13 protein-coding genes and 2 tRNA genes are annotated in these 18,745 nt (G+C 62.4%); 10 read left to right on the forward strand and 5 right to left on the reverse strand.

The annotated features are described in order from the left end of the window. Positions 1-119: 119 nt before the first annotated feature. Positions 120-195, reverse strand: a tRNA-Phe gene (locus H4V96_RS01820). Positions 196-313: 118 nt separating this feature from the next. Here H4V96_RS01820 and H4V96_RS01825 point away from each other — a divergent pair. Both H4V96_RS01825 and H4V96_RS01830 read left to right on the forward strand, forming a co-directional pair. Continuing rightward, entirely contained in the window at positions 314-1,084 is a 771-nt protein-coding gene (locus tag H4V96_RS01825; protein WP_261980784.1) for a hypothetical protein, read from the forward strand. A 296-nt stretch (positions 1,085-1,380) separates the two neighbouring features. After that, positions 1,381-2,637, forward strand: coding sequence for an IS4 family transposase (locus H4V96_RS01830; RefSeq protein ID WP_280720666.1), 1,257 nt, complete (start codon positions 1,381-1,383; stop codon positions 2,635-2,637). A gap of 183 nt (positions 2,638-2,820) precedes the next feature. On the opposite strand, the gene H4V96_RS01835 is transcribed toward H4V96_RS01830, so the two are convergent. The 3 genes from H4V96_RS01835 to H4V96_RS01845 all read right to left on the reverse strand — a co-directional run bounded on the left by H4V96_RS01835 (position 2,821) and on the right by H4V96_RS01845 (position 8,195). Then, on the reverse strand, positions 2,821-5,220 hold the full coding sequence (locus H4V96_RS01835) for a S9 family peptidase (RefSeq protein WP_280720667.1): 2,400 nt from the start codon (positions 5,218-5,220) through the stop codon (positions 2,821-2,823). A gap of 112 nt (positions 5,221-5,332) precedes the next feature. After that, complete coding sequence (locus H4V96_RS01840; protein ID WP_280720668.1) at positions 5,333-7,627, reverse strand: EAL domain-containing protein; 2,295 nt, start codon at positions 7,625-7,627, stop codon at positions 5,333-5,335. A gap of 262 nt (positions 7,628-7,889) precedes the next feature. Beyond that, positions 7,890-8,195: a PsiF family protein gene (locus tag H4V96_RS01845; protein ID WP_010393403.1), complete on the reverse strand. Its 306-nt coding sequence runs from the start codon at positions 8,193-8,195 to the stop codon at positions 7,890-7,892. Between the two features lie 266 nt (positions 8,196-8,461). Here H4V96_RS01845 and H4V96_RS01850 point away from each other — a divergent pair, with 266 nt between their 5' ends. The 3 genes from H4V96_RS01850 to H4V96_RS01860 all read left to right on the forward strand — a co-directional run bounded on the left by H4V96_RS01850 (position 8,462) and on the right by H4V96_RS01860 (position 10,739). After that, entirely contained in the window at positions 8,462-9,001 is a 540-nt protein-coding gene (locus tag H4V96_RS01850) for a DUF2058 domain-containing protein (protein ID WP_010393404.1), read from the forward strand. A 269-nt stretch (positions 9,002-9,270) separates the two neighbouring features. Next, positions 9,271-9,420 carry a DUF2256 domain-containing protein gene (locus H4V96_RS01855; RefSeq protein ID WP_196857023.1) on the forward strand — a complete coding sequence of 50 codons (150 nt, stop codon included), beginning with the start codon at positions 9,271-9,273 and terminating at the stop codon, positions 9,418-9,420. Then, a complete protein-coding gene (locus tag H4V96_RS01860) occupies positions 9,417-10,739 on the forward strand; it encodes a DASH family cryptochrome (RefSeq protein ID WP_196857022.1) in 1,323 nt (440 codons plus the stop codon). The genes H4V96_RS01855 and H4V96_RS01860 overlap by 4 nt, the downstream gene beginning before the upstream one ends. A gap of 139 nt (positions 10,740-10,878) precedes the next feature. On the opposite strand, the gene H4V96_RS01865 is transcribed toward H4V96_RS01860, so the two are convergent. Continuing rightward, positions 10,879-10,954: transfer RNA gene (locus H4V96_RS01865), tRNA-Phe, on the reverse strand. 465 nt (positions 10,955-11,419) lie between these two features. Between H4V96_RS01865 and H4V96_RS01870 the strand changes: the two genes are divergently transcribed. From H4V96_RS01870 to H4V96_RS01890, 5 genes are all read left to right on the forward strand, one after another. Further along, complete coding sequence (locus H4V96_RS01870) at positions 11,420-13,690, forward strand: S41 family peptidase (protein ID WP_196857021.1); 2,271 nt, start codon at positions 11,420-11,422, stop codon at positions 13,688-13,690. 79 nt (positions 13,691-13,769) lie between these two features. After that, the gene (locus H4V96_RS01875) at positions 13,770-15,002 is read left to right on the forward strand and encodes an FAD-dependent monooxygenase (protein ID WP_196857020.1); all 1,233 of its coding nucleotides are present in this window, start codon (positions 13,770-13,772) and stop codon (positions 15,000-15,002) included. A gap of 159 nt (positions 15,003-15,161) precedes the next feature. Then, positions 15,162-15,878 carry a DsbC family protein gene (locus H4V96_RS01880; protein WP_043460312.1) on the forward strand — a complete coding sequence of 239 codons (717 nt, stop codon included), beginning with the start codon at positions 15,162-15,164 and terminating at the stop codon, positions 15,876-15,878. 131 nt (positions 15,879-16,009) lie between these two features. Beyond that, the gene (locus tag H4V96_RS01885) at positions 16,010-16,468 is read left to right on the forward strand and encodes a (2Fe-2S)-binding protein (RefSeq protein ID WP_010393421.1); all 459 of its coding nucleotides are present in this window, start codon (positions 16,010-16,012) and stop codon (positions 16,466-16,468) included. Positions 16,469-16,478: 10 nt separating this feature from the next. Further along, positions 16,479-18,743, forward strand: coding sequence for a xanthine dehydrogenase family protein molybdopterin-binding subunit (locus H4V96_RS01890; RefSeq protein WP_196857019.1), 2,265 nt, complete (start codon positions 16,479-16,481; stop codon positions 18,741-18,743). Positions 18,744-18,745: the final 2 nt, after the last annotated feature.

Here is an 18,745-nt window from a genome sequence, read left to right on the forward strand (position 1 = left end):
TCACTTGGGGCGCCTTCCCGGCCTCGGCCCCGGTCCCGTAGATAGGCCGGGCGCGAGGATTTCTTGCGCTGAAAACAAAAACGCCAAGCTGGCTTGGCGTTTTGTTTTGACACTGTTCTTGGTGGCCCGGGGCGGAATCGAACCACCGACACAAGGATTTTCAATCCTCTGCTCTACCGACTGAGCTACCAGGCCAAGGCGGAAATTATAGCAGAAAGACTTTCCACCTGACCAGAGGAAGCTGTGTTTAAATGCAACAGATGGCCAAAACATAGTGTTTTGGCATCCTTGTGTGACCTGAAGGGATGTGGCGATGCAACGACGTAGCGGAGTGCAAGGCTTGGCGGTGGCGGGGCTGTTCGGTTTATTGTGCGGTACGGCACAGGCCGATGGGCTGGCCGATTTGCATGCGGCGCTGGCGCGCTTGCAGGGGCAGGTGCCGATCAAGGCGCAGATCGAATCGAAAACCTGGCGCCGCGAGGGCGAGGGCAAGGCGGCGGAAGAAGATAGCGGCCAGGTGACGGTGGCGATCGAGGGCGGGTCGGCGGGCTTGCAGGTGCTCTACGGCAAGGATTTGCTGGCGAAAGTGGAAGCGGAGCAGCGCGCCAAGGTGAAGGACCCAAAAACCAAGACGCCGCTCGGCTTTGCGCTGGGGGAACTGAAGGCGACGGAATTGCGCTCCATGGTGTCGGCGGCGGGCGCCCTCTCGCGCGAGATCGACGAGGCCGTGTTCAGCGGCGAAAAGGTCGATAGTTACAAGGGCAAGCCGGCGCGCTTGCTGAGTTTCACCCTGTCGCTGGACAAAGTGCCGGAGAAAGACCGCAAGTATGTGAAGAAGTTTGACGGCGGCATCGACGTGTGGATCGCGGCCGATGGCACGCCACTGGCCAGCGAGTTCCACGTCGACCTGAGCGGGCGCGCCTTTGTCGTCGTCAGCTTTACGCAAAAGTCGGACGAAACGCGCCAGTATGGCGTCAATGGCGACCGCTTATTGTTGCTGCGCAAGGAAAGCAAGAATGCCTCCTCAGGCGCGGGCGAGAAGGTGGAAAGCAAAATCATCAAGACCTTGCAGCTGCAATCCTGACGCCTTGCCAAGCCCCCCCAAAAAAAAGCCGCTGATCCAGCGGTAATGCCGTTCAGTTAAGGGTTTTGGCGTGATTGATGAGCGCCAGTAAATTCGCTAACCCCAGAGGCAAAGAGCAGGGGTCGGACCCCAATCCACCCAAGTTAAGGAGCAAGCCCGCGCAATTGCTGGCAATTCAATGAAATAGTGCTTGACGTGGCACTGGCTTTGCGCGGCCGCCGCCTTGCTGACCTCTCTTTTTTCGACAGCGGCAAGGCGGCGGCCAATGAAGGTCTTTTGATCTTCATTGGCCCTTCATGTCGCTCGCTTCCTTGCTGTCCGATTTCTCCGACCATCTTCAATCCGACCAGTTTCGGCTTAGCGCCCGCCATCCTGATCATCCGATGGCGTTTCAACGTCGCCGCAAACTGCCGCTGCCATCCTTGGTGGCGCTCATGCTCACCGGCATGCGCAAGAGCGTGCAAACCGAACTTGATGAATTCTTTGGCCATCTGCAACAGCAGGCGCAACTGACGCACCAGGTGAGCGCCCAGGCTTTCGCTCAGGCACGCTCAAAACTTGCTACCACGGCCATCCCAGAGCTTAACGACTGGCTCATTGCACAAGCACAGCAGCATGGCTACCTGCCGCGCTGGCACGGTTTCAGGCTGGTCGCCGCTGACGCCTCGACCGTTCGCTTTGGCTTGCGCGCCAGCCATGTCAAACGCGCCGCCGTGGCCGATCAACTGGTGTTTGGCTTGTTTCTGCCCGGTGCCGAATTGATGCTCTCGGCCTCGCTATACAGTACCGACGTCGGCGAACGCCAGATGCTGTTCGAACAGCTCGACCGGCTTGGCAAGGATGATCTGCTGTTACTCGACCGAGGCTATCCATGTTACTGGATGCCCGCCGTGTTGAACCAGCGCCGCATTGCCTTCTGCATGCGCGTCGAACAGGCGCGCGGTGGCGGCTTTCCCTGCGTCAATCAGTTTCTGAAGTCGGGGCTGCGGGAGCAGATCGTCACGCTGCGGGCGCCGGATCGGCGCGATGCGCTTGACTATGAATGTCCCGCTGAACCGCAGACCGTGCGCCTGATACGCCACGTTGCCTCGACCGGCAAGGTGCGTGTTCTGATGACCAATTTACTGGACGTTGAACAATTCCCTGCCGCATTGTTCGGAGACCTCTACCACCAACGCTGGCGCATTGAGGAAGCCTTCAAGCGCCTCAAACACCGCCTCCATCTGGAGCACGTGACGGGACTGTCACAGCAGGCCCTGATGCAGGATCTGGCCGCCAAGGTAATATGCGATAACCTGCAGGCGTTGGCGAGCTGTGCCGCCGGCCAGCAAGATGCATTGCCGACGGACAGACGCATCAACCGCGCCTATGTCCATTCGGTACTCAAGCCGCTCTTGCCATCGTTGCTGCTTGGGCTGGCGGCAGCACACTTGCTTGCCGACGCGCTGGCTCTGATCGCCAAGCGAACGTTTCTACATCGCCCAGGACAATCAAGGTCACGGCAAACCAACGCCTACAAGCCCCATAAATACATGACCTACAAGGCTGCTTGATGGCAGCCTGTTGCTTAACTTGGGTGGATTGGGTCGGACCCGCCGGGTCCGACCCCTGTCCTTGTTCTTGGGCTAAAAATAGCATCACCAACACTAACTGAACGGCATTAGCTGATCCAGCGGCTTTTTTTTATATCGCCATGCCGCTTGCAAAGCGCGACGCGCAGCAGCTTTGCCCGGGCGCTATTTCAGCGTGCGCTGGAACAGCTGGTAGATGCGGCGGTACTCGTCATACCACGCTTCCGGCTGCACGAAGCCGTGGCGCTCCATCGGGTAGCTGGCCATTTCCCAGTTATCCTTTTTGAGCTCGATCAAGCGCTGCGACAGGCGCACGGAATCCTGGTAAAACACGTTGTCGTCGATCATGCCATGGGCGATCAAGAGGTGGCCCGTCAGCTTGTCGGCGTATTCGATCGGTGACGATATTTTGTACGCTTGCGGATCGACGTCCGGCGTGTTCAGGATGTTGGCCGTGTACTCGTGGTTGTAGGTGGTCCAGTCCGTCACGGGGCGCAGGGCGGCGCCAGACTTGAATACCTGCGGCGCGCGCATCAAGGCCATCAAGCTCATGAAGCCGCCATAGCTGCCGCCATAGATGCCCACATTCTTGATGTCGCCCTGGTGCTGCTGCGCCAGCCAGTTAGCGCCATCGATGAAATCTTCCAGTTCCGGATGGCCCATCTGGCGGTAAATGGCCGTGCGCCAGGCGCTACCGTAGCCGAGCGAGGCGCGGTAATCGACGTCGAGCACGATGTAGCCTTGCTCCACCAGCAGGTTATGGAACATCTGTTCGCGGAAATATACGGGGTAGCGCTCGGTGACGTTTTGCAGGTAGCCGGCGCCGTGCGCGAACATGACGATGGGATACTGTTTGCCCGCTTGCAGCTGCTTTGGCCTGTACAGCTTGGCCCAGATGGGCGCCGCGCCATGCGTGGACGGCACTTGTACCAGTTCCGGCATGATCCATGTGCGCGCCTTGAAGGCTGCGCTGCGCGTATCGGTCAGGATATTGGCCTTGCCACCCGCTACGGAAATGCTCGCCAACTGGGCCGGCATATAGCTGCTCGAATAGCGCAGCAGCAACTTGTCGCCATCGGGCGACAGGCCGAAGTTTTCCACGCCTTTCAAATTTGTCATTTCGCGCGCGCCGCCTTCCTTGGCCGTGCTGGCGCACACTTCATAGGTGCCTGGCGCTTGCTGGTTGCACATAAAGTAGGCAGTCTTGCCGTCGCGGCTCCATTCGACGGCACTCACTTCCCATTTGCCTTGCGTCAGTGCGCGTGCGGGGGCCGCCCCCGTTTTCGTGTACAGGTGGGCGTAGCCGCTTTCCTCGGACAAATACCACAGGGTGGCGTTGTCGGGCAGCCAGCCGAATTCTTCGGCGCGGCGGTTGACCCAGGCCGTGTCGCTGACGCGGTGTACGGGCAGCAGGGTGCCATTGGCCAGGTCGACGTTGGCCAGCCAGCCGTCCTTATTGTCGATGGCGCGGATGCGCACGGCCACCTTGGAGCCGTCATCGGTCCAGGCGATGCCGTCGCGCTGGGCGTCGATGCGCACGCCGCGATTGCCCTTCAATGGCGGCAACTGCTGTTCGGCGCGCAGCGCGGCCAGCGGGTCGGTGGCGATGCCGGGCAGGCTGTCGAAGCCGATGTCGCGCACCTTGCCCGTGCGCAGGTCGGCCAGTTTCAGGCTTTGCGCGATGGGCATGTTGCGGCCCACGCGCGTGCGCTCGTCGTCCGCTTCCGGGTAGCCCGTTTCCGTGACGTAACGGGCCAGTTTGCCCAGCTTGCCCTTTTCGGCGGCCTTGTCCTGCGTGACGAACAGCAGCCAGCGGCCGTCCGGCGACAGGGCGCTGCCTGAAATGCTGACTTTATCGCCCAGATAGATCGGCTCCGGCGCGCGCGTGGCGTCCAGGCGGCGTTCTTCTTGGCGACGTTCGCGGCTGGCGTCGCGGTCTTCCTTCTGGCGCGCCAGGTTGACGATCAGGCGCAACTGCAGTTCGCGCAGGGAATCCGCTTCCGGCTTGGCGTCCGGGTCCTTGGCCGCGCGCAACAGGGCCACGGGCGCACTCAGGCGCTCCAGGCGGTTCCAGCTGAACCAGTCGTTGCCGCTACGGTATTGCACCGCGCTGCCGTCGTTTGCATATTGCGGGTCGCTGATGGCCGAAACGCCTCGCGTGATCTGGATCAGGGCGCCGTTTTTCAGGTCGCGCTCGAACAAGTCGCCGTTGCGCAGCAGGATGGCGCGCGTGCCGGCCCGGTTGACGATCATCTGCTGGCCATCAAGGTTGGCCAGTTGCGTGTCATCGACCTGCTTGCCGCTATTGAGCCTGGCGTTGGCGCCTGCTAATTGATAGGTGTCGCGCAGGGGCGAGCCGAGGCGCTTTTGCTGGTAATAGAGCTGGCCATTCCAGCCCCACCACGCCGCTTCGACGGGCGTGCCTATCCAGTCGGGGTCGGCCATGGCCTGGTCCAGCGTGATGGGCGTGGGGGTGGTGGTGGAAGGGGCCGCATGGGCGGTGGCCAGCAGAGTCAGTAGCAAAGGCAGCAGGGGACGGGCCAACAGGGGAAGAACCAGACGCATCGGGGATCACTTTATTTGACAAGATTGCAAGAGGGGGATGCTGAAGGTACAGGCTGCGAGGCCGGTATTCTAGCGGAGGAGTTTGGCGGGGGAAAGGCCAGCTAACGTACAGCTAACGCCGTTCGGCCAGCCAGGTCAGGAAATCGGGCAAGGGCATGGGCCGCGCATACAGATAGCCCTGCAAGCTATCGCAATCGTGGGCGACCAGGAAGTCGGCCTGTTCCTGCGTTTCCACGCCTTCGGCCACCACGCGCAAGCCTAAGTGGCGCGCCATGGCCAATATCGCTTGCACGATGGCCGTGTCACGCGCGTCACGCGGCGTGTCGTCGATGAAGCGCTTGTCGATTTTGAGTTCGTACAGCGGCATCGAGGTCAGGTAGGCGAGGCTGGAATAGCCGGTGCCGAAATCGTCGATGGAAAAGCGGATGCCCAGGGCCGCCAGTTCGCGCATGCGCGCCAGGGAGGCTTCGCGCTGGTCGATCAGCAAGCCTTCCGTCAATTCCAGGATCAGGGCGTCGGCCGGCGTGTCGTGTTCGGCCAGCGCCGCCTGCACGCGGGTGGCGAAATCGGGCTGGCGGAATTGGGCCGGACTGACGTTCACCGACAAGGGGACGAACTGGCCAGCCTGTGCCAGCAGCTTCGAGGCGCGGCACGCTTCGCGCATTGCCCAATGGCCCAGCCTGACGATCAGCCCCGATTCTTCGGCGATGGGGATGAAGACGCTCGGTGCGATGTGCGTGCCATCGGGCTGCGGCCAGCGCATCAGCATTTCTGCGCCCGTGATCCGGCCATTGCGGTCGACCTGGGGCTGCACGTGCATGCACAATTGGCCCATTTCGAGTGCGCGCGCGAGCGCCCGCTCCAAGGTCAGGCGGCGCTCCACGCCCGCTTGCATGGCCGCTTCAAAAAAGGCGATGCCGTTGCGCCCTTGCGCCTTGGCGCGATACATGGCGATATCGGCTTCGCGCAGCAGGTCGTGCGCCTGGCATCGCGCTTTCGGCAGCAAGGTCACGCCGATGCTGGCGCTGCAATGATAGGACTGCGCGTCAATCTCGAAGTCGCGTGCGATGGCGACGCGGATTTTCTCGGCCACCTGGCTCGCCGCATGGGCGGCGCCGTGCAGGTCGTCGGCCAGGTGCGCCAGCAGCACGACGAATTCGTCACCGCCCAGGCGCGCCACGGTGTCAGCCTTGCGCATCAGTTGCGCCAGCCGTTCGCCCGCCAGGCGCAGCAGCGCGTCGCCCGTGGCATGGCCGCGTGCGTCGTTGATATGCTTGAAATGGTCGAGGTCGATGAACATCAGCGCGCTGATGTTATTCTCGCGTGGCGCGGCGGCCAGCAAGTGGGCGATGCGATCCATCAGCAGGCGCCGGTTGGGCAAGCCGGTCAGCACGTCGTAGAAGGCCAGGCGGTGGATGTCCGCTTCCGATTTCTTGCGCTCGTCGATTTCGCGCTCGACGGCCACCCAGTGCGTCTGCCGGCCATCCGCATCCGTAAACGGCACCAGTTCGGCCTCGACCCAGTACGCCTTGCCGGCCTTGTTGTAGTTCAGCAACTCCGCCCTGGCTGGCAGGGCCTGGGCCATGGCGGCGGCGACGCGCTCCAGTTCGCCTGCATCGGTGGCGGGGCCCTGCTGGAACAGCAGGCTGCGGCCCAGCACCTCGGCGTGCGCATAGCCGCTGCTGCGCTCGAAGGCATCGTTGACGAAGATGATGCGCGTGGCCGGCACCGTGCCGTGGCCGGGCGTGCCGTCCAGCACTTCGGCGATCATCACCATGTCGTTCAGGCGGGCCAGCGCCGTGGCCGTCAAGCGTAGCTCGGCGTTACGTTGCGACAGGGACTGGCTGCTGCGTTCAATATGACGCAGCAGGAAGGCGCAGGACAGGGTCAGCACGGCGGCGATAAACAGGAAGTTCAGGGCCACGATCAGCGCGCGCAGTACGGGAGCATCGTGTGTGCCCGGCAGGTGCAGGGCGACGTCGGGATGCAGGCCCAGGAAAAAGATGGTCAGCGAGGTCAGGGCCAGCGTCGACAAGGCTGGCCGCATGCCCAGCAGCAGCGCTGCCAGCACGGGCATGAGCATCATATAGATTTGGCTGACGGGGCCGATTTTCAGCAGCAGGCCCACGCCCAGCAGATAGGCGATGACCAGGAATTGCCACACGCGCCAGGGGTAGGGCAGGGTGCGCACATGCCAGATCACGCCGACCCAGCCGATGGCCAGCAAGTCGAGCACGACAATGGACCAGATGGCTTCGCTCGCGGCCAGCAGCACGCTGGGAATGGCCGTCACGAAGCCCAGCAGCAGTACCACCTGCAGCAAGCGGTGAAAGACTTGGCCGCGCCAGTGCTCGAGATCGTTCGCCGCTGCCACGCTGCCGTCCTTTCTCCAGAATGCTGTGTACACGTAGTGTGCAGTAGCTTGATTAAATACTACGCGCTATCATTCTCCATGTCATCTTAATCATTGAGCAAGGTTGCTCGCGTGGAGCGGCATGGCTGTGTGGCAGCACGCCACGAGGATGGCGCAGCCGGTTGGCCCACTGGCTGCTGGCACAGCAAGGGCGCAGGCGATAGGGCAGGAGCTGACTTCCTGCGGGGAACAAAAAAAGCCAGCCTTTCGGCTGGCGCTGTGGCGTGAAGCGCACACTGTCGCCTCGAAGCGGCACTTATTTTTTGGGTGCGCTCAGGCACTCTTTCATGAACGCCTTGCGCGCATCGCCCTTCATGTCCTTGGCGTCGGCATTGCACGTCTTCATCTTGTTTTGCTGCGTCGCGGCCGGGACCGGCTTGGCACTCAGGCATTCCTTCATAAAATCCTTGCGTTCATCACCTTTCTTGCCGGCAGCATCGGCATTACAGGTGGTCATTTTTGACTGTTGTGCCGTCTTGGCGGCGGGGGCCGCTTCCGGTGCGGCGGCAAAGGCGGTGCTGGCAAGCGCGGTAGCGATGCAGAGGGCGATTAATTGTTTCATGGCAAATCCTTGTAGACGCAGGCGATGGAAGGAGGGATGCAATCAGCAGCGCACTGCCGATATGCAGAACCTAACTAACTATATGACAATTATCAACAAAATTTCTCATCGAAGGTGTCTTTTTGTGACTGCCGGCTGCCCGGCGTCCATCGGCTGGCCCGCGCCCGCATTCTGCGGCAGCGAAGGCGCTGTTTTTTGCTATGCTAGCGTCTTTCCACCGGCCGATCCCGCTGTCTTGGCCGGCGCACCCTCAATACGGAGTAGTTATGGTCTCGTTGCAAGAGCAGTTTTTAAAGGCCGGTCTGGTCGACAAGAAAAAGGTCAAGCTGGCCAACCAGGACAAGAGCAAGCAAAAAAAGGATGAGCGCAAGAGCGGCACGCAAAGTGTCGATGAAGTGCGCCTGGCCGCGCTCGAGACGCAGCGCAAGAACGCCGAGCGTGCGCGCGAACTGAATGCGCAGCGCGACGCGGCCGCCAACCAGAAGGCCATCGTGGCGCAGATCGCGCAAATGGTGCAAAAGAACCGCCAAAGCAAGGGTAATCACGGCGAGCTGCCGTACAACTTCACGTTCAACAACAAGATCGAGCGCATCTACGTGACGGCCGCCGTGCAAGCCCACCTGGTGGCGGGCCGTTTGGTGATCGTTTGCCTCGGTGGCGCCGTGGAACTGGTGCCGCGCATCATCGCCGACAAGATCGCCGAACGCGATCCGGCCATCGTCGTACGCGTGAAACAGGCCAGCACCGAAGTGGACGAGGACGATCCGTATGCGGCGTTCCAGATTCCCGATGATTTGATGTGGTAAGAGCGACTTGCCCGGCGCTCAGTGTGTCGAATGAGGATAGCGAGCGGGCCGGGAGCGGCCCGTTCAGGACGGCGCGTATGCAGTGCCAGCTGTCAGCAGCGCCAGATCTGTTTTTGCCGTAAGATTGGCGCACTGCCCGAATATGGCATAGCTGATCGAGCGCCTCATCAGGCCGCCCAGTTGCGACAGGCTTCTGCTGCCCACTGACCCCCTCTGTCCTATGCCCTACGTCCTAGGCCCTACGCCCTACGTTAGCCAGAGTGATCAATATGCGCATGCGAAAAAAATCTGACCTTCCCACCAAACTTTGTCAGCAATGCCAGCTGCCGTTTACATGGCGAAAAAAATGGGAAAAAGTCTGGACCGAGGTGAAGTACTGTTCAGATCGCTGTCGCCAGGACAGCAAGCGTCAGGCATGAATACCGATCCCGCCGCAAGGTCGGCACAAACGCATATTTACTGGTTCCGCAATGATTTGCGGCTCGACGATAATCCGGCCTTGCGCCAGGCTTGCCAACGCGCCGGCCATCTCTTGTTCGTGTATTGCCATCGCAGCGCCTCGGTCGCGACGCGCTGGGATGTGCCGCGCACCAGTCCGCATCGCCAGCATTTTCTCCGCTCGGGACTGGCGGACTTGGCGACGCAGCTGGCGTCGTACGGCAGTCAATTGCTGGAGGTCGAGGGCGACCCCGCTCACGTGTTGCTGGCACTCGCGCATTCCCTCGGCGCGACGACTATCCATTGCGAGGACATTGCCGCGCCAGAAGAGCAGGGCGAGCTTGCTGCACTGCGTGCTGCTGGCCTGACGGTCGAAGCGCTGTGGCAATCGAGCTTGCTCGATCCGGCCGCGCTGCCGTTTCCTTGCGCTGCCTTGCCTGAGGTATTCACCAACTTCCGCACCCTCGTGGAGCGACAGCAGGTGGTGCCGCCGGCCCCGCTCGCGCGGCCGACGACGATTCCACCCTTGCCGCCGGCCTTCGCAGCCCTGGCCGAAACTTGGGCAGTGGCGCCGGACGCACTCCAGGATGCACATCTTGCCACCGCACGGTCGTCGTTCCCGTACGCGCTACCGGCTTTTTACGGTGGCCCGACTGCCGCCGCTGAACATCTGCGCCAGTATTTCGCTGGTGAGCTGGCGCATACCTACAAGCTCTCGCGCAATGGCTTGACCGGCGTCGACTATTCCACCAAGTTTTCGCCATGGCTCGCCTGCGGCGCGCTATCTGCGCGCATGGTATGCGCCGCGCTCAGGCAGTTTGAAGCAGCGCACGGCGCCAACGCCAGCACTTACTGGATCTGGTTTGAATTGATGTGGCGCGACTATTTCCGCTTTCTGCACCTGCAGCACGGGGGCGCGCTGTACCGGGCGCAAGGCTTGAGTAGCCTGGGCCAGCCCAGTCACGATGCGCATCGATTCGAAGCCTGGTGCCAAGCCCGCACCAGGGAGCCGCTAGTCAATGCGGGCATGACTGAGCTCAGTACCACCGGTTATCTCTCCAACCGGCTGCGTCAAATTGTTGCCAGTTATCTGGTGCACGATCTGGGCTGCGATTGGCGCGCCGGCGCTGCCTGGTTTGAAGCGCAACTGACTGACTATGACGTCTACAGCAATCAGGGTAACTGGCTGTATCTTGCCGGCCGAGGAACCGACCCGCGCAATGGGCGACGCTTCAACCTGCAAAAGCAAACGCGCGAGCATGATCCAGACGGGGCCTATCGGCGGCTCTGGGCGGCGTAGGACGAGCTGAAGTAAGGGATGTGAACGCGGTGCAGCTCTTGCGCCGGAAATGACGGGGCGCTGAACCGCAGTCAATGATGGCGCACCCCGGAAACGACAACGCCCACTAGCATGAGTGGGCGTTTCGTGAAAGAATTCTTGGTGGCCCGGGGCGGAATCGAACCACCGACACAAGGATTTTCAATCCTCTGCTCTACCGACTGAGCTACCAGGCCAAGGTGGCGAATTATAGCAGACCAAAACGGGAATGCAAGAGCCGGCCGTAACTTTTCCCAGATTTCCTGGTCATGCATGTCTTTATTTGATGCTGGGTCAAATATTATTCACAATGGTAAGTATTTTATCAACAAAGCGGGAGGCGGCCGGCGTGCTGCGCGGCGGTGCCGTGTGCGTCCCGCCTCGCCTTCATGGAGAGGGAACGCATGCTTGACTATGCTCGCCGGACGGCCAGGCGCCGCCAGGCGATTGATGCACGGCGACGGCGATTGATCCGCATGCGCGCTTGTAGTCACGCAGGGGTAGTGTTGCCAGTGAACGCTGTGGTGCGCGCAGTATTATTGCTATACAATTAACTTCTTATTAATCTAGTCAAACCTCAGCGTAATGTAGACACCGGCGTCAGCCGGTTTTTTTATGCGCGGCGCAGGCGTTGACTTTAGTGGCGGAACAGGGAAGCGGTAATGGCTATGCAATGGATGGCGCAATGGATGGCGCTAAAAAATGGGTGCGCGCGGCGCGTCTTGGCGGGTGTGCTGGGGGCGTTGGCGGTGCTCGTGTGCATTGCAGCGCCGGCACAGGCGCACGATGGGAATAGCGTAGCGCTGGCGCGCTTATGGAGCGCTGCCCGCGCCACCCATCCGGCGCTGGCCGACGACCGCGTCGACTGGGACCGCGCGCTGGTCGCGGCCTTGCCCAAGTTGCGCGATGAGGACGATGAAGCGAGTTTGCGGCTGGCCATCGCGACGCTGATGGCGCCGCTGCGCGATCAGGCCTTGCGCATCGGGGCCGATACGCCGAGGTATGTGCGCTGGCCGGCCGATGGCGAGGTGCTGGAGTGGTTGCCCGGCGACACGGCGCTGCTGCACCTGCATCCGGGCATGGTCGATGGCAGCCCGCTGCTGCTGCCGGCCAGGGCCAGGCAAGTCATACTTGATTTGCGTGCGCGCAGGGAGCTTGCGCGTCCACCGTTGCCCACCATGCTGCATGCCGTGCTGGCGCAGTTGATCACCGAACCCTTGCTGCTGCCGGCCGAGCGCTATCGTTTTTCTACCGGCCCGCGCCCAAGTACTCCCGGGCAGTGGGAAGGCATGACGGCGGGTTTCATGCAATTGGAGGCGCAACGGCTGCAGCCAGCGCCCGGTGCGCGGGCGCTGCCCATGGTCTTCATCGTCAATGACACGCAATCGGTGCCGTATGCCGTGCTGGCGCTGCAGCGCACTGGCCGCGCGCGCATCGTGGCCGAGGAGGGCGCCTGGCGCAGCCGCGCCGGCCCGCTGCAAGCCTTGTCGATAGGCGACGACTTGCGCGTCGAATTCGCGTCCGGCCAATTGGCCTGGCCGGACGGCAGCGCCGCCGTGCTGGCTGCCGATCGCACCTTGCGCATGGATCGCGCCACCGGGCCGGCCAGTGCGCCAGTCCAGGCGGCGCTGGCGTTGCTGGCGCAGCCATTGCAGCCAGCGCAGGCATCGAGGCCAAAGCTATTGACGCCGGCATCGGCTGCGCTGTTTCCCGTGCGTCACGATGACGAAGCTTATCGCGACATGCGCTTGCCCGAGCGCGAGTGGCGCATGCTCGCTGCCATCAAGCTGTGGGCCACGCTGGACAATTACTTTCCGGCCAAGCGCTTGATGAGCAGTTCCTGGGATGACGCCTTGCAGCGCTGCCTGCATCAGATGGCTCAGGTGCACGATGCGCGCGCGTATGGCCTGATCCTGCAGCAGATGGCAGCTAGCCTGGATGACAGCCATGTCGGCGTGGGCAGTCGGGCGCTGGGAGGGAATAGCCGCACGCACGGCATAGGCGTGGTGCTGGCCGCCATCGATGAAGGTATCGTGGTGGCCAACGTGACGGAGCCGGCCTTGCTACGTTCGGGCCTGCTGAAAGTGGGTGACGCTATCGTGCAAATCGATGGCGAGTACGTGGGCACGCGCCTGGCGCGCTTGCGCGCCGCGACGGCCGCCTCGAACGAAGCGGGACGCTGGCGCAAGGCCATGGCCGAGATGCTGACTTTTCTGCCCGGCGTCAGCGTGACTTTGCAGGTCGATGGCAGCGATGGCAAGCGGCGCGAGGTGGTGCTGCAGCCGACGCCGCTGGACGATGCGCTGGCGCCACGCCACGCGCGCCCGATGATCGCGCTGGACAAGGGCATCGCCTACGTCGACCTGGACCGCTTGCAAACGGGCGAAGTGGACGCCATGTTTGACCAGATACAAGGCAGCCGCGCCCTCATACTCGATATGCGCGGCTATCCGCATGGCACCGGCCGCGCCATTGCGGCGCGCCTCAACGTCAATGACGCCAGCGTCTTCGCCATGTTTTACCAGCAACTGGTGACGGCGCACGAAACCAGCGACGGCGTGCAACTGGCGTATCCCGATCGCCTGTACCCAGCCCTGGCGCCTGTGTACCGGGGCCAGGTCGTCATGCTGATCAATGAACACACGCAAAGTCAGGCCGAGCATCTGGCGCTGGCGGTCGAGGCGGCCACGCCCGTCACTTTCATCGGCACGCCCAGCGCGGGTGCCAATGGCGACTTGCGCGAGGTGGTACTGCCCGGTAACGTCCATGTCTGGTATTCAGGGCTGGAAGTGCGGCATGCCGACGGGCGCCAGCTGCAAAGAGTGGGCGTTCAGCCGCACATCACGGTCGCCCCCAGCGTGGCCGGTTTGCGCGCGGGGCGCGATGAAGTGCTGGAGCGGGCGCAGGTATTTCTGCGCAAAGATCAAGAATAGTTGAAGTCTTTGGCTTTACCCGATTTCCGCCGCAGGAAGCGCATACTGAAATGGGCGCGGCAAACGCTATAATGGGTGCATGAACAGTCCATCCTCCCCCACCATGCGGCGCTTCATGCATAGCCACAGCGACGTTTGCATCGTCGGCAATGGCGCCATCGCGAAAACCACGGCGCTGGCGCTTGCCCAGGCAGGACAAAGCGTCACTCTGCTCTCTCCGGTGATTGCGCCGGCGTCCGCCGCCAAGCCAGTCGAGCCGAGTTGGGATGTGCGCGTGTATGCGCTCAATCACACGGCGCACCAGTTGCTGTCGTCGCTGAAAGTGTGGGGGGCGCTGCAGGCCGACAGGGTGGCGCCGATCGACGCCATGCTGATCAACGGCGACGGCGCGCATGCTGGCGGACTCGGTTTCGACGCCTACGGTGCGCATGTCGGCACGCTGGCGTGGATCATTGAAGACCGCAACTTGGGCCAGGCACTGGACGCCGCCCTGAAATTTGCCCAGAACGTCAACGTGGTGCAGGGACGCGCCAGCCGCCTGGAATGGACGAATGACTCGGTCATCGTGCACCTCGATGGCGGCGACAGCATTACTTGCGCGCTGGTGGTGGGCGCGGACGGCGCCCAGTCGTGGGTGCGCGGCCATTGCGATATCGGCCTCGATTACCGTTCCTACGGCCAGCGCGGGGTAGTTAGTAACTTTGCCTGCGAAAAGCCGCACCATGGCGCGGCCCACCAGTGGTTCACGGGCAGCGAAGGCATTGTCGCGCTGCTGCCGCTGCCGGGCGAGCGCGTGTCGCTGGTCTGGTCGGCGCCCGATGCGCTGGCCGACACCTTGATGGCCGAATCGGCCGACGCCCTGGCCGCGCGCCTGGCCGCATATTGCCAAGACAAACTGGGCAAGCTGACACCTTTGCAACCGGAACTGGTGCGCGCATTTCCGCTCACCCTGATACGCCCGCACGCCATGGTGGCGCCGCGCGTGGCCCTGGTGGGCGACGCCGCCCACGTGGTGCACCCGATGGCCGGCCACGGCATGAACCTGGGCTTCTCCGACGTGGCGCAGCTGGTCAAGACGATCACCGAGCGCGAGCCGCACCGCGGCATAGGCGACGAGCGCGTACTGGCCCGCTACGCGCGCGCAAGGAAGGAAGACGTGCTGCTGATGCAACTGGCGACCGATGGCCTGGCGCGTCTGTTCGGCGCCGACCTGGAGCCCTTGCGCATGGCGCGCAATTTGGGATTAAACTTGCTCGATAAATTACCCGCACTGAAGCGAAAAATGATTTCGCACGCATTGGGGCATCAGTGAAAATCAGTAAGTCTTAAGATATCGCTGGATAATAAGCAGCAGTAAAAATTCAAGGTCGCCGCAGCTGGTCTGCGGCGCTCTTTTTGTTCGGAAGATAATTTTGCCGGGCCAGAGGCCAGTTCGCCAGGCGTTTCAAGTGGAGAAGTGATAGTGATCAAAATGAGCAGAATCGCATTAGTGCTGGCCTCGGGCCTGATGATGTCGTGCGCCGGCGCGGAAACGCCAACGGAAGCGAGCATCAAAAAGCTGATCGAGCCGCGCCTCGGTGACGGCGCCAAGGTCGATACGGTCAAGGAAACCCCATACGGCGGCCTGTACGAAGTGCGCACGGGTGGCGACATCCTGTACACGGACAAAGCCGCGCAATACCTGTTCGTCGGCCACGTCTTCGACGCCAAGACGTCGCAAGACTTGACCAAGGTGCGCCTGGACGAAGTCAATCGCATCAAGTTTTCCGACCTGCCACTCGATTCGGCCATGAAAACCGTCAAGGGCAATGGCAAGCGCGTGATCGCCGTGTTCGAAGATCCGAACTGCGGTTATTGCAAGCGTTTCCGCCAAAACGCGCTGAAGGAAATCGACAACGTCACCGTCTACACCTTCATGTACAACATCCTGTCGCCCGACTCCATCGCCAAGTCGCGCAATGTCTGGTGCGCACCGGACCGCAACAAGGCCTGGGATGACTGGATGTTGAACGGCAAGGCGCCCGCGACGGCGGCTGCCAATTGCGCCAACCCGCATGAAAAAATCCTGGCCCTGGGCCAGCAGTTGCGCGTTTCCGGTACGCCGGCCATCTTCTTTGCCGACGGCAGCCGCATTCCGGGCGCAGTCGATGCGAAAACGCTGGAACAGAAATTCTCGACCATTAAGTAATCCGGGCTGTCGCCAGGAAGGCTGGACGGCGCGCCCTCGCAAGGCGCGCTTTTTTTTGCACTTTTTCCGCTGTCGTATCATCAGGTGTTGTTTGTCGACGCCATCACCATCTTAAAAAGGGGAAGCAGCAGATGATTACCTTGAATATCAACGGACGCGATACGCAGGTCGACGCCGATCCTTCCACGCCCATCCTGTGGGCGCTGCGCGATAACCTGAACCTGACGGGCACCAAATTTGGTTGTGGCGCGGCCCTGTGCGGCGCTTGCACGGTGCATCTCGACGGCCAGCCCATACGCTCGTGCATCACCCCGATTTCCTCGGTTGGCGCGCAAAAGATCACCACCATCGAAGCGATGGAAAACGACAAGGTGGGCAAGGCGGTGCAGGCGGCATGGGTGCGCCACGACGTGCCGCAATGCGGCTACTGTCAAAGCGGCCAGGTGATGAGCGCCACGGCGCTGCTGCGCAGCAACAAGGCGCCCAGCGATGCCGACATCGACGGCGCCATGAGCGGCAATATCTGCCGCTGCGGCACCTATCAACGGATCCGCGCAGCCATCAAGGACGCGGCCAAGACCCTGGCCTGAGGAGAGCGACATGCGTATCGAATGGTTGAATCAGGAAGCATTGCAGCATGGCGCGGTGACCCTGGGCACGGCGCTGGCATCGACATCGGCGGCGCCTGCCGATGGCGTTTCGCGGCGCGGCTTCATGAAGGCCGGCGCGTATGCCGGCGGCGGCTTGATGCTGGGCTTTTTCATGCCGGGTGCCGGCAAGCTGGCGCTCGCTGCCGATGGTGCGCCCGCCAAGCCCGTGTATGCACCGAACGCCTTTTTGCACATCGCCGCCGATAACACGGTGACGGTGCAGGTGAACCGGCTTGAATTCGGCCAGGGTGTGCAAACGAGCTTGCCCATGCTGATCGCCGAGGAACTCGACGCCGACTGGAGCCTGGTGCATGGCGCGCTGGCGCCGGCAGGGGAGCAGTACAAGGATGCCGCCTACGGCATGCAGATGACGGGTGGCTCGGGCAGCATCACCCATTCATTTACGCAGTACCGCGAAATTGGCGCCAAGGCACGCGCCATGCTGGTGGGTGCCGCCGCCGCGCAATGGAAAGTCGGCCCCGACCAGGTGCGCGCCGCCAAGGGCGTGCTATACGGTCCCGCTGGGCAAAAGGCGACGTATGGCGAACTTGCCGATGCGGCCATGCGCCAAGCTGTACCGGCCAGCGTCAAGCTGAAGGATCCGCGCGACTTTATCCTTATCGGCAAAGCTGTGAAACGACTCGATGCAGCCGACAAGTCCACGGGAAAACAGCAATTCGGCATCGACTTCAAACCGCCTGGCGCGAAAGTGGCTATGGTGGCGCGCCCCCCCGTGTTTGGCGCCAGGGTGGCGAAATTCGACGCCAGCAAGGCCCTGGCGATCAAAGGCGTGCTGGAAGTGTTGCAAGTAAAGACCGACCGTGGCGGCAGCGGCGTGGCCGTCATCGCCGACGGCTACTGGCCGGCCAAGCAGGGGCGCGACGCGCTGGTGATCGAGTGGGACAGCAGCGCCGTGGAAAAGGTCAGCAGCGAGCAGCAACTGGCGGCCTTCAAGGCGTTGGCCAAGACGCCGGGCACGATCGCGAAACCTGCCGACATGGGCAAGTTGGCCTCGGCGCCGAAAAAGATCGAAGCCGTCTATGAATTCCCTTATCTGGCGCACGCGCCGATGGAGCCGCTTAACTGCGTGGTCGACCTGCAAGCCGACAAATGCACGATGTGGGTGGGCTCGCAGTTCCAGACGGGCGACCAGGCCGCTATCGCCGCCACGTCCGGCTTGAAACCCGAGCAGGTAAGCTTGCACACGATGATGGCCGGCGGCGGTTTCGGCCGGCGCGCCGTGCCGTCGTCCGATTACGTGGTCGAAGCGGTCAACGTCGCCAAGGCCTACCGTGCGGCGGGCAAGAACGGACCGTTAAAGCTGATGTGGAGCCGCGAGGACGACATCAAGGGCGGCTACTACCGGCCGTCGCATGTCCATCGCGCGCAGATCGGCCTCGATGCCAAAGGAAAAATTCTCGCCTGGGACCACACCATCGTGGGGCAGTCCATCATGGCTGGCACGCCGTTCGAAGCCTTCATGGTGAAAAATGGCGTCGACGGCACCATGGTCGAGGGCATGGGCGAGCCATATACCCTGCCGATGCAGCTGTCGGTGCACACGGCCAAGGCCAACGTGCCCGTGCTGTGGTGGCGTTCCGTCGGCTCGACGCATACGGCCTTTGTCATGGAAACCCTGATCGACGAAGCAGCGCACGTGGCGAAGATGGACCCCGTCGCCTACCGCAAGCAGCTGATCGACGCCAAGCACACGCGCCACATCGCCGCGCTCGATCTGGCCGTGGCCAAGTCCGGCTATGGCAAGAAAAAGCTGCCGAAAGGGCAGGCCTGGGGCGTGGCCATGCATGAATCGTTCAATTCCGTGGTTGCCTACGTAGTGACGGCGTCGGTGCTGCAAGGCGCGCCCAAGCTGCACCGGGTGTGGGCGGGCGTGCATTGCAACCTGGCCGTCAACCCCTTGACGATCGAGGCGCAAGTGCAGGGCGCCGCGCTGATGGCGCTGGGTATGACGATTCCCGGCGCCGCCATTACGCTCAAGGATGGCGTGGTGGAGCAGCAGAACTTCGGCGACTACCCCGTACCGCGCATGTCCGACATGCCGTTGGTCGAGGTGCATCTGGTGCCATCGGGCGACGCGCCCACGGGCATGGGCGAACCGGGCGTGCCGCCGCTGGCGCCGGCCTTCGCCAACGCGCTGTTCGCCCTGACGGGCAAGCGCCTGCGCAAGCTGCCGTTTGATTTGGCGGCCGCATGAAG

Origin of the sequence: Janthinobacterium sp. CG_23.4, from assembly GCF_029892305.1 — a bacterium.
Classification (GTDB): domain Bacteria; phylum Pseudomonadota; class Gammaproteobacteria; order Burkholderiales; family Burkholderiaceae_D; genus Janthinobacterium; species Janthinobacterium lividum_D.